Origin of the sequence: Streptomyces caatingaensis (assembly GCF_001187435.1) — a bacterium.
Classification (GTDB): domain Bacteria; phylum Actinomycetota; class Actinomycetes; order Streptomycetales; family Streptomycetaceae; genus Streptomyces; species Streptomyces caatingaensis.
The window spans coordinates 730,492-754,552 of record NZ_LFXA01000017.1 but is presented as its reverse complement, the minus strand read 5'-3'; the positions used below and the strand labels follow the sequence as shown (position 1 = coordinate 754,552).

Sequence of the window (24,061 nt, the reverse complement as noted above, 5' to 3'; positions counted from 1 at the left end):
GCAAGCCTGTACGTACGCTGTACATTTACAGCCAGCACAGCACGTACAGCGTACGAAGAAGCAGGGGGAACCCATGTCCACGCCCATCCACTCCATCCTCGTCTCCGGCGGCGGCCTCGCCGGGACCGCCCTCGCCCACTGGCTGCGCCGGCACGGCTTCGCACCCACGGTCGTCGAGCGCGCTCCCGGCCTCCGCACCGGCGGCCAGGCGGTCGACGTCCGCGGCGTCGCCCTCGACGTCGTCGGGCGGATGGGCCTGCTGGAGCGGGTGCGCGCCGCCCGCACCCGGCTGCGGGGCATGACCGTCCTCGACGGCGAGGGCAACGAACTCCACCGCAGCACGGAGGCGGTCCTGAGCAGCGGCCGCCTCGACAGCGACGACGTCGAGATCCTGCGCGAGGACCTCGTCCGCTTCCTGTACGAACTGACCGCGGACGAGGCGGAGTTCCTCCACGACGACAGCGTCACGGCGCTGGAGGAGACCGCGTCCGGCGTCCACGTCACCTTCGAGCGCGCCCCCGCCCGCACCTTCGACCTCGTCATCGGCGCGGACGGCCTCTACTCGAACGTCCGCCGCCTCGCCTTCGGCCCCCACGCGGACTTCCTCTCCCACCTGGACGCCCACCTCGCGGTCTTCACCGCCGACAACTTCCTCGGCCTGGCGGACTGGGAGCTCTACACGAAGGACGCCGGCAACGCGTACGTCGTCTACCCGGCGCGCGACAACCGGGAGTTGCGCGTCACCTTCGGCTTCGAATCCGGCCCGCTCGACCTCGACCACCGCGACGCGGACGCCCAACGCCGCCTCGTCGCCGAGCGGATGGAACGCTTCGGCTGGCAGCGCGAGCCCATGCTCGAACACCTCGCGGCGGCCGAGGACTTCCACTTCTCCGCCATGGCCCAGGTCCGCATGGACCACTGGTCCCGCGGCCGCGTCGCCCTCGTCGGCGACGCCGGCTACTGCGGCTCCCCCCTGACCGGCCAGGGCACGAGCCTCGCCCTCGTCGGCGCCTACGTCCTGGCCGAGGAGTTGTCCCGCGCGGACGCCGACCACGCGACGGCCTTCGCCGCCTACGAACGCCGCATGCGCCCGTTCGTCACCGCCAACCAGGCCCTCGCCACGGAAAACCCCGGCGCCCCGGCATCGGAGCAGTCCATGGAACGCGCGAAGTGGGCGATGGACCTGAACGCGGCGTAGCCCGGGGCCGCACCCGGGGCCCCGGGGTGGCGCGGGGGCGGAGCCCCGGGGGAGACGGTGAAAGGGCGGGCCGGGGCAGAAGCCGTACCCCTACTCCGCCGCCGCGACCACCGCCAGCGCCTCCACCTCCAGCACCAGCTCCGGCCGGAACAGGGCCGCCACCTGCACGGCGGAGCTCGCCGGCGGACGGGCGGCGTCCACGAACCCGTCCCGGACCGCCCGGATCGCCGGCAGGTCCGCGATATCCGTGACGAAGTACGTCAGCTTCACCACGTCGGCGAAGGACGCCCCCGCCGCCGCGAGGCAGCGCCGCAGGTTCTCGAAGACCTGCCGCGTCTGCGCCGCGACATCGCCCTCCCCCACCACGCGGCCGCGCTCGTCCAGCGCGACCTGCCCGGACACGGCGACGAAGCGCCCCGCCCCGGCCACCACATGGGCGTAGCCGTTCCCCGAGGCGACCCCGTCCGGTGCGATCACATGTTCAAGAGTCATGGGCGCATGAGAACACGCCCGTCCGCCCCGCCACGACCCGGCTCACCCCTCCGCGACCACCACCGCCGAGGCCACCCCCGCGTCATGGCTGAGCGACACGTGCCACGACCGCACCCCCAGCCGCTCCGCGCACGCGGCGACCGTGCCGGTCACCTCCAGGCCGGGGCGGCCGTTCTCGCCGGTGACCACCTCCGCGTCCGTCCACAGCAGCCCCGGCGGCGCGCCGAGCGCCTTCGCCAGCGCCTCCTTGGCGGCGAAGCGGGCCGCGAGCGAGGCGGCACCGCGCCGCTCCCCGCTCGGCAGGTACAACTCCCGCTCCACGAAGAGCCGTTCGGCCATCTGCGGCGTCCGCCGCAGCGCCGCGTCGAAGCGCTCGATCTCGGCGACGTCGATGCCGACCCCGACGATCATTCGACGGTCACCGACTTCGCGAGGTTGCGCGGCTGGTCGACCTCGTTCCCGCGCACCGTCGCCAGCTCGCACGCGAAGACCTGCAACGGCACGGTGGCGACGAGGGGCTGGAGCAGCACGGGCGTCGGCGGGATCTCGACGAGGTGGTCCGCGTACGGACGCACCGCCTCGTCCCCCCGCTCGGCGATCACGATCGTCCGGGCCCCCCGCGCCCGGATCTCCTGGATGTTGGAGACGATCTTGTCGTGCAGGACGGACCGCCCCCGCGGCGACGGCACGACGACGACCACCGGCAGCCCGTCCTCGACGAGCGCGATCGGCCCGTGCTTGAGCTCCCCCGCCGCGAAGCCCTCGGCGTGCATGTACGCCAGCTCCTTGAGCTTGAGGGCGCCCTCCAGGGCGACGGGATAGCCGACGTGCCGCCCGAGGAAGAGCACGGTCCCGCAGCCCGCGAGCGAGCGCGCCAGCTCCCGCACGGGCTCCATGGTCTCCAGCACCTCCTCCACCTGCGCGCCGATCGCCGACAGCTCCCGGATCACCGACCCGACCTCGTCCCCCCACTTCGTCCCGCGCACCTGCCCGAGGTACAGGGCGACCAGGTAGCAGGCCACGAGCTGGGTCAGGAACGCCTTGGTCGAGGCGACGGCGACCTCCGGCCCGGCGTGCGTGTAGAGGACGGCGTCCGACTCCCGCGGGATCGTCGAGCCGTTGGTGTTGCAGATGGCGAGCACCCGCGCCCCCTGCTCCCGCGCGTGCCGCAGCGCCATCAGCGTGTCCATCGTCTCGCCGGACTGCGAGATGGCGATCACCAGCGTCCCCTGGTCCAGGATCGGGTCCCGGTAGCGGAACTCGCTGGCCAGCTCCGTCTCGCAGGGCACCCGCGTCCAGTGCTCGATCGCGTACTTGGCGATCATCCCCGCGTGGTACGCCGTCCCGCAGGCCACGATGACGACCTTGTCCACCTCGCGCAGCACGGACGCCGGGATGCGGACCTCGTCCAGCGTCAGCTGCCCGGCCTCGTCGATGCGCCCGAGGAGCGTGTCGGCCACCGCCTTCGGCTGCTCGGCGATCTCCTTGAGCATGAACGAGGCGTAGCCGCCCTTCTCGGCGGCGGAGGCGTCCCAGTCGACGTGGTACGCCCGGACGTCCGCCGGCGCCCCGTCGAAGTCCGTGACGGTCACGCCGTCCCGCCGCAGCTCGACCACCTGGTCCTGGCCGAGCTCGACCGCCTCGCGGGTGTGGGCGATGAAGGCGGCGACGTCGGAGGCGAGGAAGGACTCGCCGTCGCCGAGGCCGACGACCAGCGGGGAGTTGCGGCGGGCCCCGACGACCACGTCGGGATCGTCGGCGTGCACCGCGACGAGCGTGAAGGCGCCCTCCAGCCGGCGGCACACCTGCCGCATCGCCTCGGCGAGGTCCCCGCAGGAGGAGAAGGACTCGGAGAGCAGGTGGGAGACGACCTCGGTGTCCGTGTCGGAGGCGAGGGCGTGCCCGCGGTCGGCCAGCTCGGCGCGCAGGGCGGCGAAGTTCTCGATGATGCCGTTGTGGACGACGGCGACGCGGCCCGGGTTGTCGAGGTGGGGGTGGGCGTTGGCGTCGTTGGGCGCGCCGTGGGTGGCCCAGCGGGTGTGCCCGATGCCGGTCGAGCCGGCCGGCAGCGGCCGGTCGGCCAGCTCCTTCTCCAGGTTGGCGAGCTTGCCCGCCTTCTTCGCCGCGGCGAGCCCGCCGTCGGCCAGCACCGCGACCCCCGCCGAGTCGTAGCCGCGGTACTCCAGCCGCCGCAGCCCCGCCAACACGACATCGAGGGCGGACTGCCCTCCCACATAGCCAACGATTCCGCACATGCAGTGCAGCGTACGGCCCCCGGGTCACCGCCCGCGGGTCAACGGCCGCGCTCGATGCGGTCGATGGCGTCCTGGACGAGCTCCAGGTACTCGACCTCCTCGCAGCGCGGCTTGCTGCCCAGGTGGTACTGGTCGAGGCAGTCGTCGAGGTCCTGGCCCAGGTCCTCGTCGGGCAGCTCGTCGCACAGCTCGGCGAGCACGTCGTCGCCGGTCGCCACGTCGGAGGCGGTTCCCGGCGGCCGCGCCAGATGCCGGAGGGTCTTCCTGACGATTCTGAGGACGAGCCGGAGAACGAACACGGGGGGTTCCTCGCAGGGTGCCGGGCTGCCGAAGGGTGGGACCGTATTCCCGACTTGCGAGTAGGTACAGGGCAACGGCCCGAACTTCACCCGCACGCGAGGCCGGCCTCTTCGCGCCTGCCCCCTGTGCCCCGGCGAAACCCCTCAACCCCACACCCCACAGTGACCGCCTGACGCCACCCGCGCACAATGGGCCCCGTGTCCACCACCTCAGAGCAGCCGCAGCCGCAGCAACGACGCCGCGCCGACTCCTCTCCGTTCGTCGACCTCACCCGGGCCGAATGGAGCGCGCTCCGCGAGAACACGCCCCTGCCGCTGACGGCGGAGGAGGTCGAGCGCCTGCGCGGCCTCGGCGACGTCGTCGACCTGGACGAGGTCCGCGACGTCTACCTGCCGCTCTCCCGGCTGCTCAACCTCTACGTGGGCGCCACCGGGCAGCTGCGCGGCGCGCTGAACACCTTCCTGGGCGAGAAGGGCGCCCAGCGCGGCACGCCGTTCGTCATCGGCGTCGCGGGCAGCGTCGCCGTCGGCAAGTCGACCACGGCCCGGCTGCTGCGCGCCCTGCTGGCCCGCTGGCCCGAGCACCCGCGCGTCGAGCTGGTCACCACGGACGGCTTCCTGCTGCCCAACGCCGAGCTCCACCGGCGCGGTCTGATGTCCCGGAAGGGCTTCCCCGAGTCGTACGACCGACGGGCCCTCACCCGCTTCGTCGCGGACGTGAAGGCCGGCAAGGACGAGGTCTCCGCGCCCGTCTACTCGCACCTGATCTACGACATCGTGCCGGACGAACGGCTCACCGTGCACCGCCCGGACATCCTCATCATCGAGGGCCTCAACGTCCTCCAGCCCGCCCTGCCCGGCGGCGACGGCCGCACCCGCGTCGGCCTCGCCGACTTCTTCGACTTCAGCATCTACGTCGACGCCCGCGCCGAGGACATCGAGCGCTGGTACTACTCCCGCTTCAGGAAACTGCGCGAGACGGCCTTCCAGGACCCCCACTCCTACTTCCGCCGCTACACGGAGGTCTCCGAGGAAGAAGCCCTCGCCTTCGCCCGCCGCAACTGGCGCACCATCAACAAGCCCAACCTCCTCGAAAACGTGGCCCCCACCCGAGGCCGCTCAAACCTCATCCTCCGAAAGGGCCCGGACCACAAGGTGCAGCGCCTTTCGCTGCGGAAGCTGTAGCCCCCGGGGGGAAGGGGAGGGGGGAGGGAGGCAGCGGCGGGGGGTAGTCCGTTCCGGCTGGGGGCGTTGGAGGGGGGAGGGGTGGGGGCCCTGCGCGGGGGCGGGGGCGGGGCAGGGGTGGAGGCCCCGCCTGGCAGCGGGAGCGGGACAGCAGGAGGGCGGAGGCCCCCACCCCGGCAGCGGGAGCGGGGGCGCAGGAAGGCCCCGCCCAGCAGCGGCAGCGGGGGGGGAGGGGCAGAGGCCCCGCCTGGCAGCGGGAGCGGGACAGCAGGGGAGCAGAGCCCAACCCGCCAGCGGGAGCCGGAGCGCAGGAAGCAGGACCCGCCCGGCAGCATCAGCGGGGGTGCAGGGGGCGGAGCCCCCGCCGGGGTGCGGGGGCGGAGCCCCGCTCGCCGCGCGGAGCGCGGCCCGGGTCCGGGGCTTGCCCCTGGAAACGGTGAAAGGGCGGGGCGGGGAGAGACCCTCCGGACCGGCCCCGGACGGGAGCCCACGGACCGGAGCCCCCCGGCCGCCTCCCCAGGGCCGGCCCCCTCCGGGCAGGCACCCCGACGGACGCCCCGGACAGGCGCCCCGAACGGGCACCCCCAGCGAGCCCCGCACAGACCCCAGACACCCCCCCGCCCCCCTCAACCCCCTTACCCCCCTTACCCCAGCGCCGACTTCACCACATCCGCCAGCCGCTGAGCGACAGCCCGAGCCTGCTCGATGTCGGCCGCCTCGACCATGACCCGAACGAGCGGCTCGGTCCCCGAGGACCGCAGCAGCACCCGCCCCGTCCCCCCGAGCTCCCGCTCCGCATCCGTCACGGCCTCCGCCAGCTCCTGCGAGGACCCCACCCGCGTCTTGTCCACATCGCGCACATTGATGAGCACCTGCGGCAGCCGCTCCATGACCCCCGCCAGCTCCCGCAGCGGACGCCCGGTCGCGGCGACCCGCGCCGCCAGCATCAGCCCGGTCAGCGTGCCGTCCCCCGTCGTCGCGTGGTCGAGCACGATCACGTGCCCCGACTGCTCGCCGCCGAGCGCGAAGCCGTTCGCCTTCATCTCCTCCAGGACGTAGCGGTCACCGACCGCCGTCTGGACGAGCTCGACCCCCTCCCGCTCCATGGCGAGCTTGAAGCCGAGGTTGGACATCACGGTCGCCACGACCGTGTTCTTGCGCAGCGAGCCCGCCTCACGCATCGCGAGCGCCAGCACGGCGAGGATCTGGTCGCCGTCGACCTCCGCACCGGTCGCGTCGACCGCGAGGCAGCGGTCCGCGTCCCCGTCGTGGGCGACGCCCAGGTCGGCACCGTGCTCGACGACCGCGGCACGCAGCTTGTCCAGGTGCGTGGAGCCGCACTCGTGGTTGATGTTGAGCCCGTCCGGCTCGGTGCCGATCGTGACGACCTCGGCCCCGGCCCGGGAGAACGCCTCGGGCGACACCCGGGACGCCGCACCGTGCGCCCCGTCGATGACGACCTTGAGCCCGTCGAGCCGGTTGGGCAGCACGCCGATCAGGTGCGCGACGTAGTTGTCGAAGCCCTGGTCGTAGTCGCGGACGCGGCCGACGCCGGCGCCCGTCGGCCGGTCCCACGGCTCGCCCGTGGCGTGCGCCCGGTACGTCCGCTCGATGCGGTCCTCCAGCTCGTCGGCGAGCTTGTGCCCGCCCCGGGCGAAGAACTTGATGCCGTTGTCGGGCATCGGGTTGTGGCTCGCGGAGAGCATCACGCCCAGGTCCGCGCCGAGCGCCCCCGTGAGGTACGCGACGGCCGGCGTCGGCAGCACACCGACCCGCAGCACGTCCACACCGGCGCTGGCCAGCCCCGCCACCACCGCGGCCTCCAGGAACTCCCCGGACGCCCGCGGATCGCGGCCCACCACCGCCACCGGCCGATGGCCCTCGAACGTACCCGCCTCGGCGAGCACGTGCGCCGCCGCGACCGACAGGCCGAGCGCCAGCTCGGCCGTGAGGTCGGCGTTGGCGACGCCGCGCACACCGTCCGTACCGAAGAGTCGTCCCACTGGTGTCCTCCGAAAAACGCGGGAGTACGGGGCCGCCGGCGAGACCGGGAAGCCCCCTTGTGCAGAGAGGTGTCGAGCTGCTGGAGGTTTCGGTTCCCGGTCCGGGGCTCTGCCTCCAGGTATACGCCCCAATACGCCCCGGGTGGCGGCCCGGGCGCCGGACGGGCAGCCGGGGCGGAGACCGGCCGCGACAGGCCACGACAAGGCCACGACGCCACAACCGGCCGCCCGGCCGCCCGGCCGCCCATAGCCGAACGCCCCGGCGGCACGGATCGTGCCGCCGGGGCGTTCGGGCAGTACCCGGCGAACCGCCGGATTAGCGCTTGCTGTACTGCGGAGCCTTGCGGGCCTTCTTCAGACCGGCCTTCTTGCGCTCGACCGCACGGTCGTCACGCTTCAGGAAGCCGGCCTTCTTCAGCGGGCCGCGGTTGTTGTCCACGTCCGCCTCGTTCAGCGCGCGGGCGACACCCAGGCGCAGGGCACCGGCCTGGCCGGAGACACCGCCACCCGCGATGCGGGCGATGACGTCGTAGCGGCCCTCGAGCTCGAGCACCTTGAAGGGCTCGTTGACTTCCTGCTGGTGCACCTTGTTCGGGAAGTAGTCCTCGAGGGTGCGACCGTTGATCTTCCACTTGCCGGAGCCCGGAACGATCCGGACACGGGCGATGGCGTTCTTGCGACGGCCCAGGCCGGCGGCCGGCTGCGGGTCGCCGAAGCGGGAGGCGAGGGACTCGGAGGTGTACTCCGACTCGACGACCTCGGACTCCGTGGTGTACTCCTCGATGCCCTCGACCGGCATCTCGGCGGTGGTCTCAGCCACTGATTCTCCTCAGACTTTCTGGTTCGGCGGTGGCCGGGACTCAGCCCTGCTTGACCTGGGTGATCTCGAACGGAACGGGCTGCTGGGCGGCGTGCGGGTGCTGGTCGCCCGAGTAGACCTTCAGCTTCGAGAGCATCTGACGGCCGAGGGAGTTCTTCGGCAGCATGCCCTTGACGGCCTTCTCGATGGCCTTCTCGGGGTTCTTGTCGAGCAGCTCGTCGTAGCGGACGGAGCGCAGACCACCCGGGAAGCCGGAGTGGCGGTACGCCATCTTCTGGGTGCGCTTGTTGCCGGACAGGTGCACCTTGTCGGCGTTGACGATGACGACGAAGTCGCCCATGTCAACGTGCGGCGCGTAGACGGGCTTGTGCTTGCCGCGGAGCAGCGACGCGGCCGTAGAGGCCAGACGGCCCAGGACGACGTCCTGCGCGTCGATGATGTGCCACTGGCGCTGGACATCGCCGGGCTTGGGGCTGAACGTACGCACGGTCGTAGCCTTCGCTTCTTTGAGTGGGTCCTGACACGGTCCGCTATGGACGATCACGCTGGCCTGGCCGCACGCCGGGGACGCAACCCGTGTGCCGACCGCAGGCGATCGACCTGGCGGACAAGCGTAAGGGCCCCTCGCGTGAGAACGACCAAGCCAATACGCATAACGAACTCGTAGAGTACCGGCCCGGCACCGGCGGGGTCAAAACCGGGCCCGGCACCCTACCGCTTCCGGATCACTCCCGCCTCGTCCCACACCGGCTCGGACACCTCCCTCACCACCCCATCCGCCCCACTGCGCCTTCCCGGGAGATCACCCCCGGACCCCCAGCCGACCGGCCCCGTGCCAGCACCCCCCCCAGACGCCGTCACCGCTTCCGCGCCACCCGCCCCTCGTCCCACACCGGCTCGGACACCTCCCTCACCACCCCATCCGCCCCACTGCGCCTTCCCGGGAGATCACCCCCGGACCCCCAGCCGACCGGCCCCGTGCCAGCACCCCCCCGGACGCCGTCACCGCTTCCGCGCCACCCGCCCCTCGTCCCACACCGGCTCGGACGCCTCCCTCACCACCCCATCCGCCCCGAACACCAGGAACCGGTCGAACGACCGGGCGAACCAGCGGTCGTGCGTCACCGCCAGCACCGTCCCCTCGTACGCCTCCAGACCCTCCTGCAGCGCCTCGGCGCTCTCCAGGTCCAGGTTGTCCGTGGGCTCGTCGAGCAGCAGGGCCGTCGCGCCGGCCAGCTCCAGCAGCAGGATCTGGAAGCGCGCCTGCTGCCCGCCGGAGAGCCGTTCGAACCGCTGGTCCCCCTGCCGCTCCAGCTCGTAGCGCCGCAGCGCGGACATCGCCCCGCCCCGGTCCTTGGCGTGCTCCGTCCACAGAATGTCGACCAGGGTGCGCCCGAGCAGCTCGGGATGGGCGTGCGTCTGCGCGAAGTGCCCGGGCACGACCCGCGCCCCCAGCTTCCAGGACCCCCTGTGCGCCACGTCCTCCCCGGCCAGCAGCCGCAGGAAGTGCGACTTCCCCGACCCGTTCGACCCCAGCACGGCGACCCGCTCGCCGTAGAAGACCTCCAGGTCGAACGGCCGCATCAGCCCGGTCAGCTCCAGGCCGGCGCAGGTCACGGCCCGTACGCCGGTCCGCCCGCCGCGCAGCCGCATCCGGATGTCCTGCTCGCGCGGCGGCTCCTGCGGCGGCCCGGCCTCCTCGAACTTCCGCAGCCGGGTCTGCGCGGCCTGGTAGCGGGAGGCCATGTCGGAGTTGTAGGCAGCCTTCTGCTTGAACATGAGCATGAGCTGCCGCAGCTTGGCGTGCTCCTCGTCCCAGCGCCGCCGCAGCTCCTCGAAGCGCGCGAACCGCTCCTTGCGCGCCTGGTGGTACGTGGCGAAGCCCCCGCCGTGCACCCACACGTCGCTGCCCGCGGGCCCCGGCTCGACGCTGATGATCTTCTCGGCGGCCCGGGCCAGCAGCTCCCGGTCGTGGCTGACGAAGAGCACGGTCTTCTTCGTCTCCCGCAACCGCTCCTCCAGCCACCGCTTGCCGGGCACGTCGAGGTAGTTGTCGGGCTCGTCGAGCAGCAGCACCTCGTCCGTGCCCCGCAGCAGCGACTCCAGCACCAGCCGCTTCTGCTCGCCCCCGGACAGGGTCCGCACCTGCCGCCACTGCGCCTTCTCATACGGGACGCCGAGCGCGGCCACCGTGCACATGTCCCACACGGTCTCGGCCTCGTACCCCCGCGCCTCGGCCCAGTCGGACAGCGCCTGCGCGTACTCCATCTGCGCGGCCTCGTCGTCCCGCTCCATGATCGCGAGCTCGGCCCGGTCCACCGCGGCCGCCGCCTCCTGAATCCGCGGCGGCGCCACCGACACCAGCAGGTCCCGCACCGTCCGCTCGTCCCGTACGGAGCCCACGAACTGCGGCATCACCCCGAGCCCGCCACCGACCGTGACCGACCCCCCGTGCGGCTGGAGCTCCCCCGCGATCAGCCGCAGCAGCGTCGTCTTCCCGGCCCCGTTGGCCCCCACGAGCGCAACCGACGCCCCGTCCCCCACCCGGAAGGACACATCCCCGAGCAACGGCCGCCCGTCGGGCAGGTAGTACTCGAGATGGCCTGCCTCCACATGTCCCATGCCCGGATTCTGGCGTCTTCCGGCGCCCCGGCCAACCGGATTACGACGCGCCGCCGAGCCGCTCCGCGACGGCCGCGAGCCACTCGCTCACCGAGTACGGAGCCGGAGGCTCCACCTCCATCCCCAGCTCGGCGACGGCGAGGACGGTGTCGCTCTCCGCCAGGCGCAGCGCCAACAGCTCGTGCACCTCGCCGACGAGCCGTGCCACGAGCGCGGCCTCGGTGGACCCGGCGTAATCGGCGAGCGCCGCGTCGTGATCCCCGAACTCGTCCGGCATGTCCTGCGAGAACCAGCCGCCGAGCAACTGCCCGAGCTCCGGGAAGCGGGCGTGCCACTCACCGTGAGTCCGCGGAGGCGCGGACGGGGGCACCTCGCCCTCCTCCACACTCCGCCGCAGGTGACCGGCGATCGCCATCAGCCAGTCCCGGACCTCGGAGTCCTCCAGGCCGACATCGGGCAGGGCATAGAACTCACCGAGCCGCTGCCGCAAGCGCCCCGGCGGATTCTCCGCGTACTCGCGCACCTGCTGCTCGGCGACGGAGACCGCCCACGGGCGGGTACGCCAGACCTCGCGCAAGTAGGCGTCGAGAGCGGCGCTGCGGACCTCGGGCGTGTCGTCGGCGGGCTGCCCGAGGTAGAAGCGGAGGAGCTGGTCCAGCTCACCGTACTGGCGATCGTGCTCGATCGGTTTCAGGGACATGGCGCGGCCGCTTTCAGAGGTAGACCGGGAATGTGGCGTGTACGACGAAGCCGTGGGCGCGTGCCGGGTCCCGCTTGAGAATCACCCGCGCGGCGCGCACCTCCACGGGCTCACGTCCGGCGAACATCATCGCCTGGAGCAGCACCCGCCCCACGGGCTCCTCCCGGGACGGCCAGGCGGCCTCGATGGAGAGCCGCTCCCGGCTCCCCTGGGCGAGCCAGCGGTGAATGACCTGCTCGTTGCGGTTGACGACCTGCTGGGTGCACCACTGGGCGGTTTCGCGGTCGGGGTAGGTGGCGGATCGGGTGAGCACGGGTCGATCTTCTCCCGGTGGGGTCAGCTGGGGTTGAACGTCCAGAAGACGCCGACCTCGGCGTCCGAGACGGCGATGAGGCCGAGATCCGCCACATAGTCGGTGAACCGGCCTCCGGCAGACGCCTTGACGCCGAAGAAGTCTGGGTTCTTGTCGGTGCGGGCGACCGGGGCCGGCGTCCGGAAAACGCTGTCAGGACCGTAACGGGCCAGCAGGGTCCGGGCGTCCGCCAACAGCTCGTCCCTCCTCTCTTCGAAGTCCGGAATCCCGCGCACCGAGTACCAGTCATCAGTGAGTGTGACCAGCAGCTGGGCAGCGGATTCCCGGCCGATCTCGAAGAGGAATTTCGACATATGGGTGAAGAGGTTTTCACTGAAGGGAAAGATCCGGTTGTCCGCCACCCGCTCCGGCGAGCGTTTCACGTCCCTGTCGATCTGCGTCCAGCCACGCGGGTCCCCGACTTCGCGCGCGAGGACGGCCAGCACGTCCTGAAGCCAGTCCGCGTGGCCTCTCGGTCCTGTCAGAACCAGCGCGCAGCGCTCACCGAAGAGCCGCTCAACGGCGGCATTCCACTCCTTACCGCCGCACATTCACATCCCCTCCCGCGTTGAAGGCCCAGAAGACACCCGCTTCGGTGTCGGAGACCGCGACGAGCCCGAGATCCCCGTACATGAACTCACTGAAGGAGGCCCCGCCATACGTTTGCCCCGCGGGCGGGGGCGCAAGGAAGTCATGACACCTTGCCGTACGGGCGATGCAGGCAGAGGTGTAGAAAGCGCCGTCCGGCCCGTAGCGGGAAATGAGGGTACGGGCATCCGCAACCAACGAGTCCTTTCGCTCGGCGAGGTTCCGCACCCCCTCCGGCGAGAACCACTCGTCGAGCATGACCACGAGAAGCCCCGCCGCCGACTCGGGCTCGACGGGGTACAGGTTCTCCTTCAGGTAGTCGACGGTGAGCGACCGGAAAGGGAAGTACCTGTCACCGGCGATACCGTAGTGCTCGGACCATTCCCGTTTGCTGTCGAATTCGATCCAGCCACGCGGGTCTTCGACTTCTCCCGCGAAGACGGCGAGCACGTCCTCACGCCAGTCATCGCACTTCCTCGACCCCGTCAGAACGAAGGAAGAGATGTCGTCGAACAGCCGGACCGCGGCCGCGTTCCACTGATTGCGATCGGGCATCGGGCACCCCACTCCTGTCGTTGGCTCACTGCTGTGGCATCGATGTCAGCACGACGAAAGGCGGATCCAGCCTGTCGTCGTACCTCAGGATCGTCTTGATTCCCTTGACGGAGATCGCCCGGGCGTTCATTCCGTCGGTCCGATAGCCGGAGTTGTTCTCCGAGTTCGGCTGCTTCGTCACACTTCGGCCACTGTACTCTCCGGACGGCGCCGAGCTCTCGAAACCCTTGGCCGCACCGTTGGACGGTGGCGGCGGACCGGTCAGCCATGCCTTTATCGCGTCCGAATTCTGGTTGATGTTGTACTGGGTGAGCCGCTGTGCCGATTCCGCGTCCTTGAAGGAGGAGGCAGCGCCCGGGTACGGCTTCCCATACGGCCACGTGGGGGTCGGGCCGGCCGTCTGCTGGTCCCTCAGCCGCTGGGCGAGCTGCTCGTCCGTCTTGCCCACATGCTTGTCCAGGGTGTGCCCGTCGCCAAGGTACTCGTTGCCCGCCAGGTCGATACGGAAGGCCCCGTCCGAGTCCTGCCCAGTCCACTTGTGCCGGTGCTTGAACTGGTCGAGGGCCCGTGCCCCGAACCCCTCGGCCCGCGCCTCCTCCGCCTCGTACGTCGGCAGACTCATGAGCGCCTCGTCCAACGGCTCGACACGGGCCCTGAGTTTGGGCACCAGGCCGTGGAGGACCGACTCGTAGCGCGTGACCGCCGCATTGATGGCGCCCTCGTCGATTTCCAGGGTGATACCCCAGGCGAGGTCCTTCCCGGCCTTGAGCAGGCTCTTGCCGAGACTCTTCACCCCGTCCACGACCCCGTCGCCGAACTCGAGCTTCGGCAGGGCGTCATAGACGGCCTTGCGGTAGAGGCGGCTGACCTCGGTCCGCATCTCGTGAGCGGCCTCGGCGAATTGCCGCAGCGCATCGCTCACCGTGTCGCACGTGTCGAAGACCACGGCGAACGCCGGGTGACGGCTGCCTCCCGAGGCCCCCTCATGCTTCCACTCGTAGCCGAGGCGTGACTTCCCCCAGGCGGTCGTTCCCCAAATCGCGCTGCAGAACGAGCGCATGGCGCCGTACCACTCCGGATTACCCTGGACGGTGACGCTGCCCACCAGCCCTGTGAGCGCGGCGTCCACATCTGCCAACGCCAGCCCGGGCTGCTGCCACGCCACCGACACCTTGTCCAGCTTGTCGGCCTCCGGCAGCGGCAGCAGATCGGCCGCCTTGCCCCAGCGCAGCGCGTGGTGCGCTATCGGGCGCAGAATCGCCTCGACGGCATGGTCGATGCCGTCGAAGACATCGGCGAGGATTCCCTCTGTCCCGTCATCCACCAGCCCGTCCCACTTGAGGACCGGAACGCTCCCGTAGGACGACGTCTGCTGGATGACCTGAGGCGCGGGCCGGGTCGCGGGAGCCCCCTTGTGCGAAGGGTTCGACGCCGCGTCCGCGGTGACGTAGTGATTGGCTGTCGCGGTGAAGCCCACGGCCGCACCGCCCACACTCACCACGCTCTTGGCCCACACTTGGAGGACTTTCTCGCCCACCTCGCGGTAGGCGGAGTTGAACGCGTCGACGGCCTTTCCGGCCCCGCCGACGTTGGAGTGACTGTCCAACTCCTTGAGGAAAAGCCCCGCCTCGCGATCGAGCCTCCCCTGCTGGTCCGCCATCTGCCCGGATATCCGGTACAGATCCCCCGGCTTGACGTCGACGGTCCCGTTCGACGACGGCGGAGGCGTGCTCACCCCGCCCCCAGCCACGCAGGACGGCCTGATGCGCTGCGGCGTAATTCCGGTGGCCGTTGACGACCATCTCGTGCAGCCCGCGCTGCAGAGCCTGCATGTCCCGCATCGACCGGTCCCACTTGTCGAGCGCTTCGACGAACGCGTCGCGCGTCTCGCCCTCCCAGCCGAGCACCACCTTCTCGGTCCGGCCGTAGAGATGCTCCAGCTTCTCGTTGAGATCCTTGAGCAGCGCCTCCAACTCGGCGGATATCTCGGTCAGTTTTCCGAACTCCACGGTGATGGCGTCATCGCCCGTCACGTCGCCCGCTCCCCCCTAGCTGAATCGGTCCAGTATCCCGGCGCCCGATCGCGAGGGCGAGGGCTCGCCCTCGGCCGCGGCGTCCGCCCGCGCCAGGAGCTCCCGTTCCCCCGCGGCGGTCCGGTGGAGCCGCCGGAATTCCCGCAGGGCCGCCAGCTCCTCCGCGCTGAAGCCGTCCCGGCTCATCCGCACGGCCTGCTCGATGAGGTACAGCATTTCCCGGATCCGGTCGATGTCCTCGTTGACTCCGGTCTGGAGCCGCTTGTACGCGCCGGCCGCGCCGCTCCGCCACCCCGCGTCCACGGAATCCACGAGGTCGTTGAGCCGGGCCAGCCTCTCCTTGAGATAGCGCCCCATCGCCCCGAGGTCGGACGCGAGGTCGGACAGTTCCTTGTCCGAGACCCTCAGTTTGTCCCCGCTCATGCCCATATCCGCCTCCCGTGCCGGGCCGTTGCCACTGCACAGTGATATCGGAGCCGTCACCGTGGGCGACGGCCACCCCCACCCCGATTACGATGCGCCCCATGAGCTTTGGGCAGGGGGACCCGCAGGGACCGCATGGGGGGCAAGGGCCGCAGGGGCCGCAGGCGCCGCAGCCGTGGGGCCCGCCGCAGGGGCCGGCGGGCACGCCGGACTGGGCGGCGCTGGCGGACGACGCCGCGGCGCGGGGACGGCGGCGCAGGCTGCTGCTGATCGGCGGGGGCGTCCTGGCCGCCGCCGGCGTGGCGGCGATCGTGGCGACGGCGATCGTGGCGAGCGACAAGGACACCGGCGGGACGAAGAAGACCGCCACGGGCCCGGCACCGGCGAGCGGAACGCCCGCCTCCCCCGAGCCCACCTTCGCCCCCGTCGCCCCGCCCGCCCCCCTGGATCCGCGCGACTTCATATCCGAGGCCGGCAAGGACAAGGCGCCGCTGACGCCGGCCACCCTGTTCCCCGAGGCGAAGCCCGCCGTCGGGGGACGGGTGTACGAGCGGACCGCCACCTCGGCCACGGCGGACTGCGCGGCGGTGACCCAGGGCGGCCTCGGCTCCGTCCTGGCCGGCAACGGCTGCCGCCGGGTCCTGCGGGCCACCTATGTGCGCGACGGCGTGGCCGTCACCGTGGGCGTCGCCGTCTTCGACACCAAGGCCGCGGCCGACCGGGCCAAGGACCGCTCGACGGGCAACATCGAGGCCCTGAACGGCGGCGGGAGCCCGGAGTTCTGCCGGGCGACGGCCTGCCGGCTGACCGCCAACGCCGAGGGCCGCTACGCCTACTTCACGGTGGCGGGGTACACCGGCAACAAGCCGGTCACCGCCGAGGACACCAAGGCGCTCACCGCCGGCCGGGACATCTCGACGTACGCCTTCGGACGCGTCCTGGCCCGCGGCCGGGCGGCGGCAGCGGCCGCGGCGGCGGAGACACCCGCCCGCTAGCCCCCAGCCGTAGCCCTGCCCTAGCCCTCCTCGGTACCGACGTCCTCGCCGTCGTCACCGTCGTCGCCCGCCTCGCCGCGCCCCGCCGCCACGACCTTGCGGACCTGGGCCGAGACCAGCCGCTCGGGAATCCGCACGCGCTCCGGATCGCCCAGGCCGGTGGCGAAGAACATGGACAGGACATCACCCGTACGGACGACGGTGATCAGGCTGGGCGCCTCCTCCACCGCGTTGGACAGCCGGAACGCCGCCGCCTCGTCGCCCAGCTTCGGCGCCGCCACCGTCTCCACCGCGTCGAAGACCTGCGCCTCGCCCTCGCCCGTGCGCATCCGGAAGCCACCCGTGCAGGCCGCCGCCGCGTCACGCAGCCGCCGGAAGGTGGCGGCGGCCTCGCCCGGCCGGTACTCGGAGACCCGGATGGTGCCCAGCAGGCCCTCCAGGTCGTCGTCCTCCCCGGCCCCCGCGAAGGTGTTGACCATCGACCCCAGCGGCTTCGGATCCGGCTCGGAGCCCAGCGCGTTGGCCAGCGGCCGGCACCTCGCCAGATCGCTGGTGGGCGTCCCGCGCCCGGCCGTACCCGGCGGCGCCTCCTCGATCACCAGGCCCGCGACCTCGGTCTTCTCCAGCTCGGCCCGTCTGAGCCGGGCGCTCGGCCCGTCCTCGTCCGCCGCCCTCGGCGCGTCGGCCTCCTCGGGCGCCCGCCCGCCCGCACTCCCGGTCGCGCTCTTGCCGTCGACCTCGTGGCCCGTCCGGCCGCCCGAACAGCCGAGCGTCAGCCCCAGCAGCACGGCCACCGAGACCGCAGCCGTCACTCTCGCCTTCACTCCCCCAGCCTCCCAGTCCCACCGGGCCGGTCCGCCCGCGCCACACCGGCGCGCCGCCGCCACCCGCACCGCCCACCCCCGGACAAGATCGTCCTCACCACCAGGGTGCCGACGGATCACTACGAAGTATCGACAGAACGGTCACGTTCCGCACTCGGATTCGACCGCGGGCGTCCCACGACCACCCACGCGTGATGCAGACCACAATGTAGGCTGCGCGGGCAACCCAAACCCCCGTCGGCGGCTCTAACCGATACGAACGGCCGCAGCACGGAGCGGACCGGCAGGGGACGGACCCCACACCCAGGCCAGGGGGAAGGACGGACGCGACGCCGGCATCAGCGGGCCGCGCACACACCGCCATGAAGATCTCTTTCCTGTTGCAGAACGCCTACGGCATCGGCGGCACCATCCGCTCCACCTTCAACGTCGCGAGCGCGCTCGCCGCCCGGCACGACGTCGAGATCGTGTCCATCCTCAGGACCGGCAAGACGCCCCGCCTCCCGCTGCACCCCAAGGTGAAGCTGGTCAACCTGATCGACAACCGCCCCGAGGAGGGCGCCGACCGGAACAACCCGCTGCTCGCGCAGGACAGCGCCTACATCCCGCCCAAGGAGGCCAAGGGCGCCCACTTCAGCGCCCTGACCGACCAGCGCGTCGCCGAGCACCTCGCCCAGACCGACGCGGACGTCGTCGTCGCCACCCGCCCCGGCCTCGTGATGTACCTCGCCGGCTTCGGCCAGGAGGGCGGCTACGTCAAGATCGGCCAGGAGCACCGGATCTACGGCACCCACGAGCCGGGCATCCGCGCCGCGCAGGACCGCGCCATCCCCTTCCTGGACGCCCACACCACCGTCTCCGAGGCGGACGCCCGCACCCACCGCGCGCAGTTCCCCGACGTCAAGACGAAGATCGTCTGCATCCCCAACGGCTGCCCGCCCTCCGAGGTCGAGCCCGCCGACCCGGCCACCAAGCTCGTCGTCGCGGCCGGCCGCCTCATCCCGGTCAAGCGCTACGACCTGCTCGTCGCCGCCTGGGCCACCGTCCACGCCGCCCGCCCCGACTGGAAGCTGCGCATCTACGGCCGCGGCCCCGAGCTCGCCAAGCTCCGCGCCCAGGTCGACGGCCTCGGCCTCACCGAGACGATCACCCTCATGGGTGCCCACTCGCCCATCGAGACCGAGTGGGCCAAGGGCTCCATCGCCGCCGTCACCTCCCGCGAGGAGTCCTTCGGCATGACGATCGTGGAGGCCATGAACTGCGGCGTCCCCGTCGTCGCCACCGACTGCCCGCACGGCCCCGGCGAGATCATCTCCGACGGCAAGGACGGCCTCCTCGTCCCCGTCGGCGACAGCGACGGCATCGCCAAGGGCCTCCTCAAGCTGATCGAGGACGACGAGCTGCGCCGCACCATGGGCGCCGCCGCCCGCGTCTCCGCCCAGCGCTACGCCCCCGAGGCCATCGCCGACGCCTACGAGGCCCTCATCCGCGACCTCGGCGTCGACACCACGCCCAAGACCGTCGCGGCCGCCGCCCCGGCGAAGGCCCCCGCCTCCCGCACCCTGCGCAGCACCATCGGCAAGATGATCCGCCCGCTGCGCGCCAAGCCGGTCGCCCAGCCCGCGCGCAAGCCGGTCGCGGAGGCGCTCAAGGAGATCGTGCGCCGCCCGCTGAAGGCCACCGCCTCCACCCGCGTGGACGCCGACGGCAACATCGTCGTCTCGGTCGACCCCAAGGGCCTCTCCGGCGACGACCTCTCCCTCACGGTGACCCGCCGCAAGGAGGGCAAGCCGATCACCGTCCCGCTGGCCACCCCGGCCGCCGCCGGCGCCCCCTACACCGCCGTCCTCGACCGCGCGAAGCTGCGCCTGGGCGAGGGCCGCTGGGATCTGCACGTCGTCCGCGACGAGGACAAGGCCCGCCGCCGCGTCGTCTCCCACCTCGCCGAGGGCAAGGGCCTGTTGAACCTGGAGCCGCTGCCCGGCTCCCCGTTCACCTGGGCCATCGCCTACCCCACCGTGGACGGCTACCTGGCCCTGCGCGCCTGGCACCGCCCGGCGCACGCCGAGGCCCTGACGATCCGTCAGACCGAGACGGCCCTCACCGTCGAAGGCAGGCTGTACGGCACGGAGTTCAGCGAGGACACCAAGCCGTTCGTCATCGGCACCCCGCGCGCCGAGACCGCCGCCGACATCTCGGCCGAGGTCACCGTCGTGGACGCGACGACCTTCCGCTTCACCCTGCGCACCTCCCAGCTGAAGGCGGCGCGCGGCGACGAGGGCGCCATCTGGGACCTCGCGCTGCGGCTGGCCGGTGACGCGGAGCCCGTGCGGATCGGCCGGATCATCGGCGACATCGTCGACCGGAACAAGACCGACATCTACCCGGTCGTGGGCGGCGTCAAGCCGTACCTCACCGTCAACAGCGACCTGGCCGTCAGCTGCCCCGCACCCGAGGGCAGCTGACGACGCGTCGGCTTCAGCAGCAGCCCGCGCCGGGCAGCGTCCGCTTGTTGCGGGCCTCCCTGTTGCGGGCGGCCAGCTCGGAGTCGGCCGGGTAGCCGACCTCCTCCAGCGTCAGCCCGTGCGGCCGTACGACGTGGACGGCCGAGTCCCGCACGCCCGCGGCCAGCACCTGCCCCGGCCACTCCACCGGCCGGTGCCCGTCGCCGACGAACAGCAGCGCGCCCACCAGCGACCGCACCATGTTGTGGCAGAACGCGTCCGCGCGCACGGTCGCGGTGACGATCCCGTCCGGGCCCCGCTCCCAACTGAGCTGCTGGAGCGTGCGGATGGTCGTCGCGCCCTCGCGCTTCTTGCAGTAGGCCGCGAAGTCGTGCTCGCCGACCAGGTGCCCCGCCGCCTCGTTCATCGCGGCCACGTCCAACGGCCAGTCGTGCCACAGGACATGACCGCGCAGCAGCGGATCGACCCCGCCCGGGTGGTCCACGACCCGGTACGCGTACCGCCGCCAGATCGCGGAGAAGCGGGCGTTGAACCCGGCCGGGGCCTCCGTCGCCCGCCACACCCGGACGTCGTGCGGCAGCCGGCCGGCGAGCCGGCGCAGCAGCTTGTCCTCGTGCTCGGCCCACACCTCGGCCGGCAGGTCGACGTGCGCGACCTGGCCGCGGGCGTGCACCCCGGCGTCCGTCCGGCCCGCGACCGTCAGCTCGTACGTCTCGCGGGACCGGGTCACGGTCCGGATCGCGTCCTCCAGCTCGCCCTGCACCGTGCGCTGTCCCTCGCGCTGCTTGGCCCAGCCCGAGAAGTCCTTGCCGTCGTACGACAGGTCCAGCCGCACCCGGACGAAACCGGGCTCCACCTCGTCACTCACCGAGTGCTTCCTCTCAGAATGCGGGACGGGCCCGCCCCCGGAAGGGGCGGGCCCGTCACTGACACGTCAGACGCGTCAGGCGTCCTTCGACTCCTCGGCCGGAGCCTCGGCGGCGGCCTCGGACTCCTTGACCGCACGCTTGGTGGCGGCCTCGGCCTCGGCGACGGTCGCCTTCTTGGCGATCTCGCCCTCGACCAGCTCGATCACGGCCATGGGAGCGTTGTCGCCACGGCGGTTACCGATCTTGGTGATGCGGGTGTAGCCACCCGGACGCTCGGCGTAGCGCGGAGCGATCTCGGTGAAGAGGGTGTGGACGACGCCCTTGTCGGTGATCGTCTGCAGCACCTGGCGACGGTTGTGGATGTCGCCCTTCTTCGCCTTGGTGATCAGGCGCTCCGCGACCGGGCGCAGCCGGCGCGCCTTGGCCTCGGTGGTGGTGATGCGGCCGTTCTCGAAGAGCGAGCGGGCGAGGTTCGCCAGCATCAGCTTCTCGTGCGCGGCGCTGCCGCCCAGACGGGCACCCTTGGTGGGACGCGGCATGGTGTTTCTCCTTGATGTCTGCCCCGGCCGTATCAGGTACCGGAGTCAGTATCCGAGCGGACGGTTGCCCGCCGGAAAGGGGCGCGGGGAACTGCGCGACAAGCCACAGCGCACCCGCGCCCAAGAACCGTGGGTCGGACCCGAGCTCTTAGTACTGCTCGGTCTCGACGAACCCGGCGTCCGCGTCGTCGTCGGCGCCGAAGGCGTCCGCCGCGGCGGTCGGGTCGAATCCGGGCGGGCTGTCCTTGAGGGCCAGGCCCATGCCGGCCAGCTTCGCCTTGACCTCGTCGATCGACTTCGCACCGAAGTTGCGGATGTCGAGCAGGTCGGCCTCGGAGCGGGCGACGAGCTCACCCACGGAGTGGATGCCCTCGCGCTTGAGGCAGTTGTAGGAGCGGACCGTGAGCTCCAGCTCCTCGATCGGCAGCGCCAGGTCGGCGGCCAGGGCGGCGTCCGTCGGGGACGGGCCCATGTCGATGCCCTCGGCGTCGATGTTGAGCTCGCGGGCCAGACCGAACAGCTCGACCAGGGTCTTGCCGGCGGACGCCATGGCGTCGCGCGGGCGCATGGCCTGCTTGGTCTCGACGTCGACGATCAGCTTGTCGAAGTCGGTGCGCTGCTCGACACGGGTCGCCTCCACCTTGTAGGTGACCTTGAGTACCGGCGAGTAGATGGAGTCGACCGGGATGCGGCCGATCTCCTGGCCCACCTGCTTGTTCTGGACGGCGGAGACGTAGCCGCGACCGCGCTCGACGGTCAGCTCCATCTCCAGCTTGCCCTTGGCGTTCAGGGTCGCCAGGACCAGGTCGGGGTTGTGCACCTCGACACCGGCCGGCGGGGCGATGTCCGCGGCGGTGACCAGACCCGGGCCCTGCTTGCGCAGGTACATCACGACCGGCTCGTCGTGCTCCGAGGAGACGACCAGCTGCTTGATGTTGAGGATCAGGTCGGTGACGTCCTCCTTGACGCCCGGCACGGTGGTGAACTCGTGCAGAACGCCGTCGATGCGGATGGACGTGACCGCCGCACCCGGGATCGAGGAGAGGAGCGTACGACGCAGGGAGTTGCCGAGGGTGTAGCCGAAGCCCGGCTCCAGCGGCTCGATGACGAACCGGGAGCGGAACTCGTCCACGACCTCCTCGGTGAGGGAGGGGCGCTGAGCGATCAGCATGTGTGGATCAGATCCTTCAGTCGTGGGCGCCCGCTATTTGACGCCCGTGTGCACTGCAAGGGTACGGGCGGCACGGCTCCGAGGAGCCGTACCGCCCGCGAGCACGTGTGTGCCGGCCCTTAAGACGCGCGGAACGCGTCAGACGCGACGGCGCTTCGGCGGACGGCAGCCGTACCGCGCCACCGTGGGGGATAACCCCCACACCCCCAGCCGGACGCGAGGCCCGGAGGGGAGCGGCGTCAGACGCGACGGCGCTTCGGCGGACGGCAGCCGTTGTGCGGGGTCGGGGTGACGTCCTGGATCGAACCGACCTCGAGGCCCGTGGCCTGGAGGGAGCGGATCGCGGTCTCGCGGCCGGAGCCCGGACCCTTGACGAAGACGTCGACCTTGCGCATGCCGTGCTCCTGCGCGCGGCGCGCGGCCGACTCGGCGGCCATCTGCGCGGCGAACGGGGTCGACTTGCGCGAGCCCTTGAAGCCGACGTGGCCGGCGGAGGCCCAGGAGATCACGTTGCCCGTGGGGTCGGTGATCGAGACGATGGTGTTGTTGAACGTGCTCTTGATGTGCGCGTGGCCGTGAGCGACGTTCTTCTTTTCCTTGCGGCGCACCTTCTTGGCAGCGCCCTGACGACCCTTGGGGGGCATCTCTTATCTCCTACGGGAGGTGGTCGGTCCTACAGCGAAGACCGCTGACGAGCGTCCGCTGAGGACTACTTCTTGCCCGGCTTCTTCTTGCCGGCGATGGCGCGACGCGGGCCCTTGCGGGTACGGGCGTTCGTGCTGGTGCGCTGGCCGTGGACGGGCAGGCCACGACGGTGGCGCAGACCCTGGTAGCAGCCGATCTCGACCTTGCGGCGGATGTCGGCCTGGATCTCGCGACGGAGGTCACCCTCGGTCTTGATGTTGGCGTCCACGTACTCGCGGATCTTGACCAGGTCCTCCTCGGACAGGTCACGAACGCGGGTGTTCGGGTTCACACCGGTGGCGGCGAGGGTCTCCTTCGCCAGGGTGCGGCCGATGCCGAAGACGTAGGTGAGTGCGACCTCCACGCGCTTTTCGCGCGGGATGTCGACACCGGAAACGCGTGCCATTGAATGGCTCCAGATGTTCGTCGGAGGTCTTCCACAGGACCACTCCCGACGGCCGTATGAGGTACCTGTCGGGTCCCCGGCCTCCGAGCCGGGGGTGTCGCCCTCCATCACAGAGAGGGACGGGCCCTGCGTATGTACGTATTGCTCGCGTCGCGCGAAGGAACTGCGGAGTGCAGGTCCTGCGTCAGCCCTGGCGCTGCTTGTGGCGCAGGTTGTCGCAGATGACCATGACCCGGCCGTGGCGGCGGATCACCTTGCACTTGTCGCAGATCTTCTTGACGCTCGGCTTGACCTTCATGGGTGTGAGGTTCTCCGGGTCAGTGCCACCACCCCGCGGCAACGGGGCGCCGGCAAGATCTACTTGTAGCGGTAGACGATCCGTCCGCGCGTCAGGTCGTACGGAGAGAGCTCCACCACGACCCGGTCGTCGGGAAGGATACGGATGTAGTGCATCCGCATCTTGCCGCTGATGTGCGCGAGGACCTTGTGACCGTTCTGGAGCTCCACCTTGAACATGGCGTTCGGCAGAGACTCGATCACGGTGCCCTCAATCTCGATGGCACCTTGCTTCTTGGCCACGCTT

At 71.3% G+C, this 24,061-nt stretch carries 26 protein-coding genes and 1 pseudogene; 4 read left to right on the top strand and 23 right to left on the bottom strand.

Annotated features, from left to right (window positions below; translation table 11 throughout):
• Positions 1-73: 73 nt before the first annotated feature.
• On the top strand, positions 74-1,198 hold the full coding sequence (locus AC230_RS25890) for an FAD-dependent monooxygenase (RefSeq protein WP_241833363.1): 1,125 nt from the start codon (positions 74-76) through the stop codon (positions 1,196-1,198).
• 90 nt (positions 1,199-1,288) lie between these two features.
• Here the strand turns inward: AC230_RS25890 and AC230_RS25885 are convergent, their stop codons facing one another.
• From AC230_RS25885 to AC230_RS25870, 4 genes are read right to left on the bottom strand one after another with little or no spacing between them, the layout of a single operon-like run.
• Positions 1,289-1,690 (bottom strand): RidA family protein, encoded by a 402-nt coding sequence (locus AC230_RS25885; protein ID WP_049718701.1) that lies wholly within the window; start codon positions 1,688-1,690, stop codon positions 1,289-1,291.
• A gap of 42 nt (positions 1,691-1,732) precedes the next feature.
• Positions 1,733-2,101 carry a holo-ACP synthase gene (locus AC230_RS25880; RefSeq protein ID WP_049718700.1) on the bottom strand — a complete coding sequence of 123 codons (369 nt, stop codon included), beginning with the start codon at positions 2,099-2,101 and terminating at the stop codon, positions 1,733-1,735.
• Positions 2,098-3,945, bottom strand: a complete 1,848-nt coding sequence (gene glmS, locus AC230_RS25875; RefSeq protein WP_049718699.1) for a glutamine--fructose-6-phosphate transaminase (isomerizing) — start codon at positions 3,943-3,945, stop codon at positions 2,098-2,100. Before glmS ends, AC230_RS25880 begins: the two co-directional genes overlap by 4 nt.
• Positions 3,946-3,983: 38 nt before the next feature.
• Entirely contained in the window at positions 3,984-4,244 is a 261-nt protein-coding gene (locus AC230_RS25870; RefSeq protein ID WP_053161379.1) for a hypothetical protein, read from the bottom strand.
• A 198-nt stretch (positions 4,245-4,442) separates the two neighbouring features.
• Between AC230_RS25870 and coaA the strand changes: the two genes are divergently transcribed.
• Complete coding sequence (gene coaA, locus AC230_RS25865; protein WP_241833362.1) at positions 4,443-5,429, top strand: type I pantothenate kinase; 987 nt, start codon at positions 4,443-4,445, stop codon at positions 5,427-5,429.
• A 644-nt stretch (positions 5,430-6,073) separates the two neighbouring features.
• On the opposite strand, the gene glmM is transcribed toward coaA, so the two are convergent.
• From glmM to AC230_RS32225, 11 genes and pseudogenes are all read right to left on the bottom strand, one after another.
• On the bottom strand, positions 6,074-7,432 hold the full coding sequence (gene glmM / locus AC230_RS25860; protein WP_049718697.1) for a phosphoglucosamine mutase: 1,359 nt from the start codon (positions 7,430-7,432) through the stop codon (positions 6,074-6,076).
• Positions 7,433-7,748: 316 nt separating this feature from the next.
• Complete coding sequence (gene rpsI / locus AC230_RS25855) at positions 7,749-8,252, bottom strand: 30S ribosomal protein S9 (protein WP_049718696.1); 504 nt, start codon at positions 8,250-8,252, stop codon at positions 7,749-7,751.
• Positions 8,253-8,292: 40 nt separating this feature from the next.
• Positions 8,293-8,739 carry a 50S ribosomal protein L13 gene (gene rplM, locus AC230_RS25850; protein ID WP_049718695.1) on the bottom strand — a complete coding sequence of 149 codons (447 nt, stop codon included), beginning with the start codon at positions 8,737-8,739 and terminating at the stop codon, positions 8,293-8,295.
• Between the two features lie 515 nt (positions 8,740-9,254).
• Entirely contained in the window at positions 9,255-10,874 is a 1,620-nt protein-coding gene (locus AC230_RS25845) for an ABC-F family ATP-binding cassette domain-containing protein (protein ID WP_049718694.1), read from the bottom strand.
• Between the two features lie 40 nt (positions 10,875-10,914).
• A complete protein-coding gene (locus AC230_RS25840) occupies positions 10,915-11,574 on the bottom strand; it encodes a contact-dependent growth inhibition system immunity protein (protein ID WP_049718693.1) in 660 nt (219 codons plus the stop codon).
• A gap of 13 nt (positions 11,575-11,587) precedes the next feature.
• Positions 11,588-11,887 carry an RNase A-like domain-containing protein gene (locus tag AC230_RS25835; protein WP_049718692.1) on the bottom strand — a complete coding sequence of 100 codons (300 nt, stop codon included), beginning with the start codon at positions 11,885-11,887 and terminating at the stop codon, positions 11,588-11,590.
• A gap of 23 nt (positions 11,888-11,910) precedes the next feature.
• The gene (locus AC230_RS25830) at positions 11,911-12,477 is read right to left on the bottom strand and encodes a hypothetical protein (RefSeq protein WP_049718691.1); all 567 of its coding nucleotides are present in this window, start codon (positions 12,475-12,477) and stop codon (positions 11,911-11,913) included.
• Positions 12,464-13,069: a hypothetical protein gene (locus tag AC230_RS25825; protein WP_049718690.1), complete on the bottom strand. Its 606-nt coding sequence runs from the start codon at positions 13,067-13,069 to the stop codon at positions 12,464-12,466. The genes AC230_RS25830 and AC230_RS25825 overlap by 14 nt, the downstream gene beginning before the upstream one ends.
• Before the next feature lie 25 nt (positions 13,070-13,094).
• Entirely contained in the window at positions 13,095-14,804 is a 1,710-nt protein-coding gene (locus tag AC230_RS25820; protein WP_241833361.1) for an RNase A-like domain-containing protein, read from the bottom strand.
• A 43-nt stretch (positions 14,805-14,847) separates the two neighbouring features.
• A pseudogene (locus AC230_RS34090) lies at positions 14,848-15,078 on the bottom strand (WXG100 family type VII secretion target); the annotation flags it as partial.
• A 39-nt stretch (positions 15,079-15,117) separates the two neighbouring features.
• A complete protein-coding gene (locus tag AC230_RS32225) occupies positions 15,118-15,525 on the bottom strand; it encodes a WXG100 family type VII secretion target (RefSeq protein WP_157868662.1) in 408 nt (135 codons plus the stop codon).
• 101 nt (positions 15,526-15,626) lie between these two features.
• On the opposite strand from AC230_RS32225, the gene AC230_RS25810 reads away from it, so the two are divergent.
• Entirely contained in the window at positions 15,627-16,520 is an 894-nt protein-coding gene (locus AC230_RS25810) for a hypothetical protein (protein ID WP_049718687.1), read from the top strand.
• 20 nt (positions 16,521-16,540) lie between these two features.
• Here the strand turns inward: AC230_RS25810 and AC230_RS25805 are convergent, their stop codons facing one another.
• On the bottom strand, positions 16,541-17,332 hold the full coding sequence (locus tag AC230_RS25805; RefSeq protein ID WP_049718686.1) for a hypothetical protein: 792 nt from the start codon (positions 17,330-17,332) through the stop codon (positions 16,541-16,543).
• A gap of 374 nt (positions 17,333-17,706) precedes the next feature.
• Here AC230_RS25805 and AC230_RS25800 point away from each other — a divergent pair, with 374 nt between their 5' ends.
• Positions 17,707-19,809, top strand: coding sequence for a glycosyltransferase family 4 protein (locus AC230_RS25800; RefSeq protein WP_049718685.1), 2,103 nt, complete (start codon positions 17,707-17,709; stop codon positions 19,807-19,809).
• Positions 19,810-19,822: 13 nt separating this feature from the next.
• Here the strand turns inward: AC230_RS25800 and truA are convergent, their stop codons facing one another.
• The 7 genes from truA to infA all read right to left on the bottom strand — a co-directional run bounded on the left by truA (position 19,823) and on the right by infA (position 24,057).
• Positions 19,823-20,677, bottom strand: coding sequence for a tRNA pseudouridine(38-40) synthase TruA (gene truA, locus AC230_RS25795; RefSeq protein WP_049718684.1), 855 nt, complete (start codon positions 20,675-20,677; stop codon positions 19,823-19,825).
• Positions 20,678-20,752: 75 nt separating this feature from the next.
• Entirely contained in the window at positions 20,753-21,217 is a 465-nt protein-coding gene (gene rplQ, locus AC230_RS25790) for a 50S ribosomal protein L17 (protein ID WP_049718683.1), read from the bottom strand.
• Positions 21,218-21,365: 148 nt separating this feature from the next.
• Positions 21,366-22,388 (bottom strand): DNA-directed RNA polymerase subunit alpha, encoded by a 1,023-nt coding sequence (locus AC230_RS25785; protein WP_004946635.1) that lies wholly within the window; start codon positions 22,386-22,388, stop codon positions 21,366-21,368.
• 239 nt (positions 22,389-22,627) lie between these two features.
• Positions 22,628-23,032, bottom strand: a complete 405-nt coding sequence (gene rpsK, locus AC230_RS25780; protein WP_003948617.1) for a 30S ribosomal protein S11 — start codon at positions 23,030-23,032, stop codon at positions 22,628-22,630.
• 65 nt (positions 23,033-23,097) lie between these two features.
• Positions 23,098-23,478 carry a 30S ribosomal protein S13 gene (rpsM, locus tag AC230_RS25775; RefSeq protein ID WP_049718682.1) on the bottom strand — a complete coding sequence of 127 codons (381 nt, stop codon included), beginning with the start codon at positions 23,476-23,478 and terminating at the stop codon, positions 23,098-23,100.
• A 184-nt stretch (positions 23,479-23,662) separates the two neighbouring features.
• Positions 23,663-23,776, bottom strand: a complete 114-nt coding sequence (gene rpmJ, locus AC230_RS25770; protein ID WP_003956441.1) for a 50S ribosomal protein L36 — start codon at positions 23,774-23,776, stop codon at positions 23,663-23,665.
• Between the two features lie 59 nt (positions 23,777-23,835).
• Entirely contained in the window at positions 23,836-24,057 is a 222-nt protein-coding gene (infA, locus tag AC230_RS25765) for a translation initiation factor IF-1 (RefSeq protein ID WP_003956442.1), read from the bottom strand.
• Positions 24,058-24,061 lie beyond the last annotated feature (4 nt).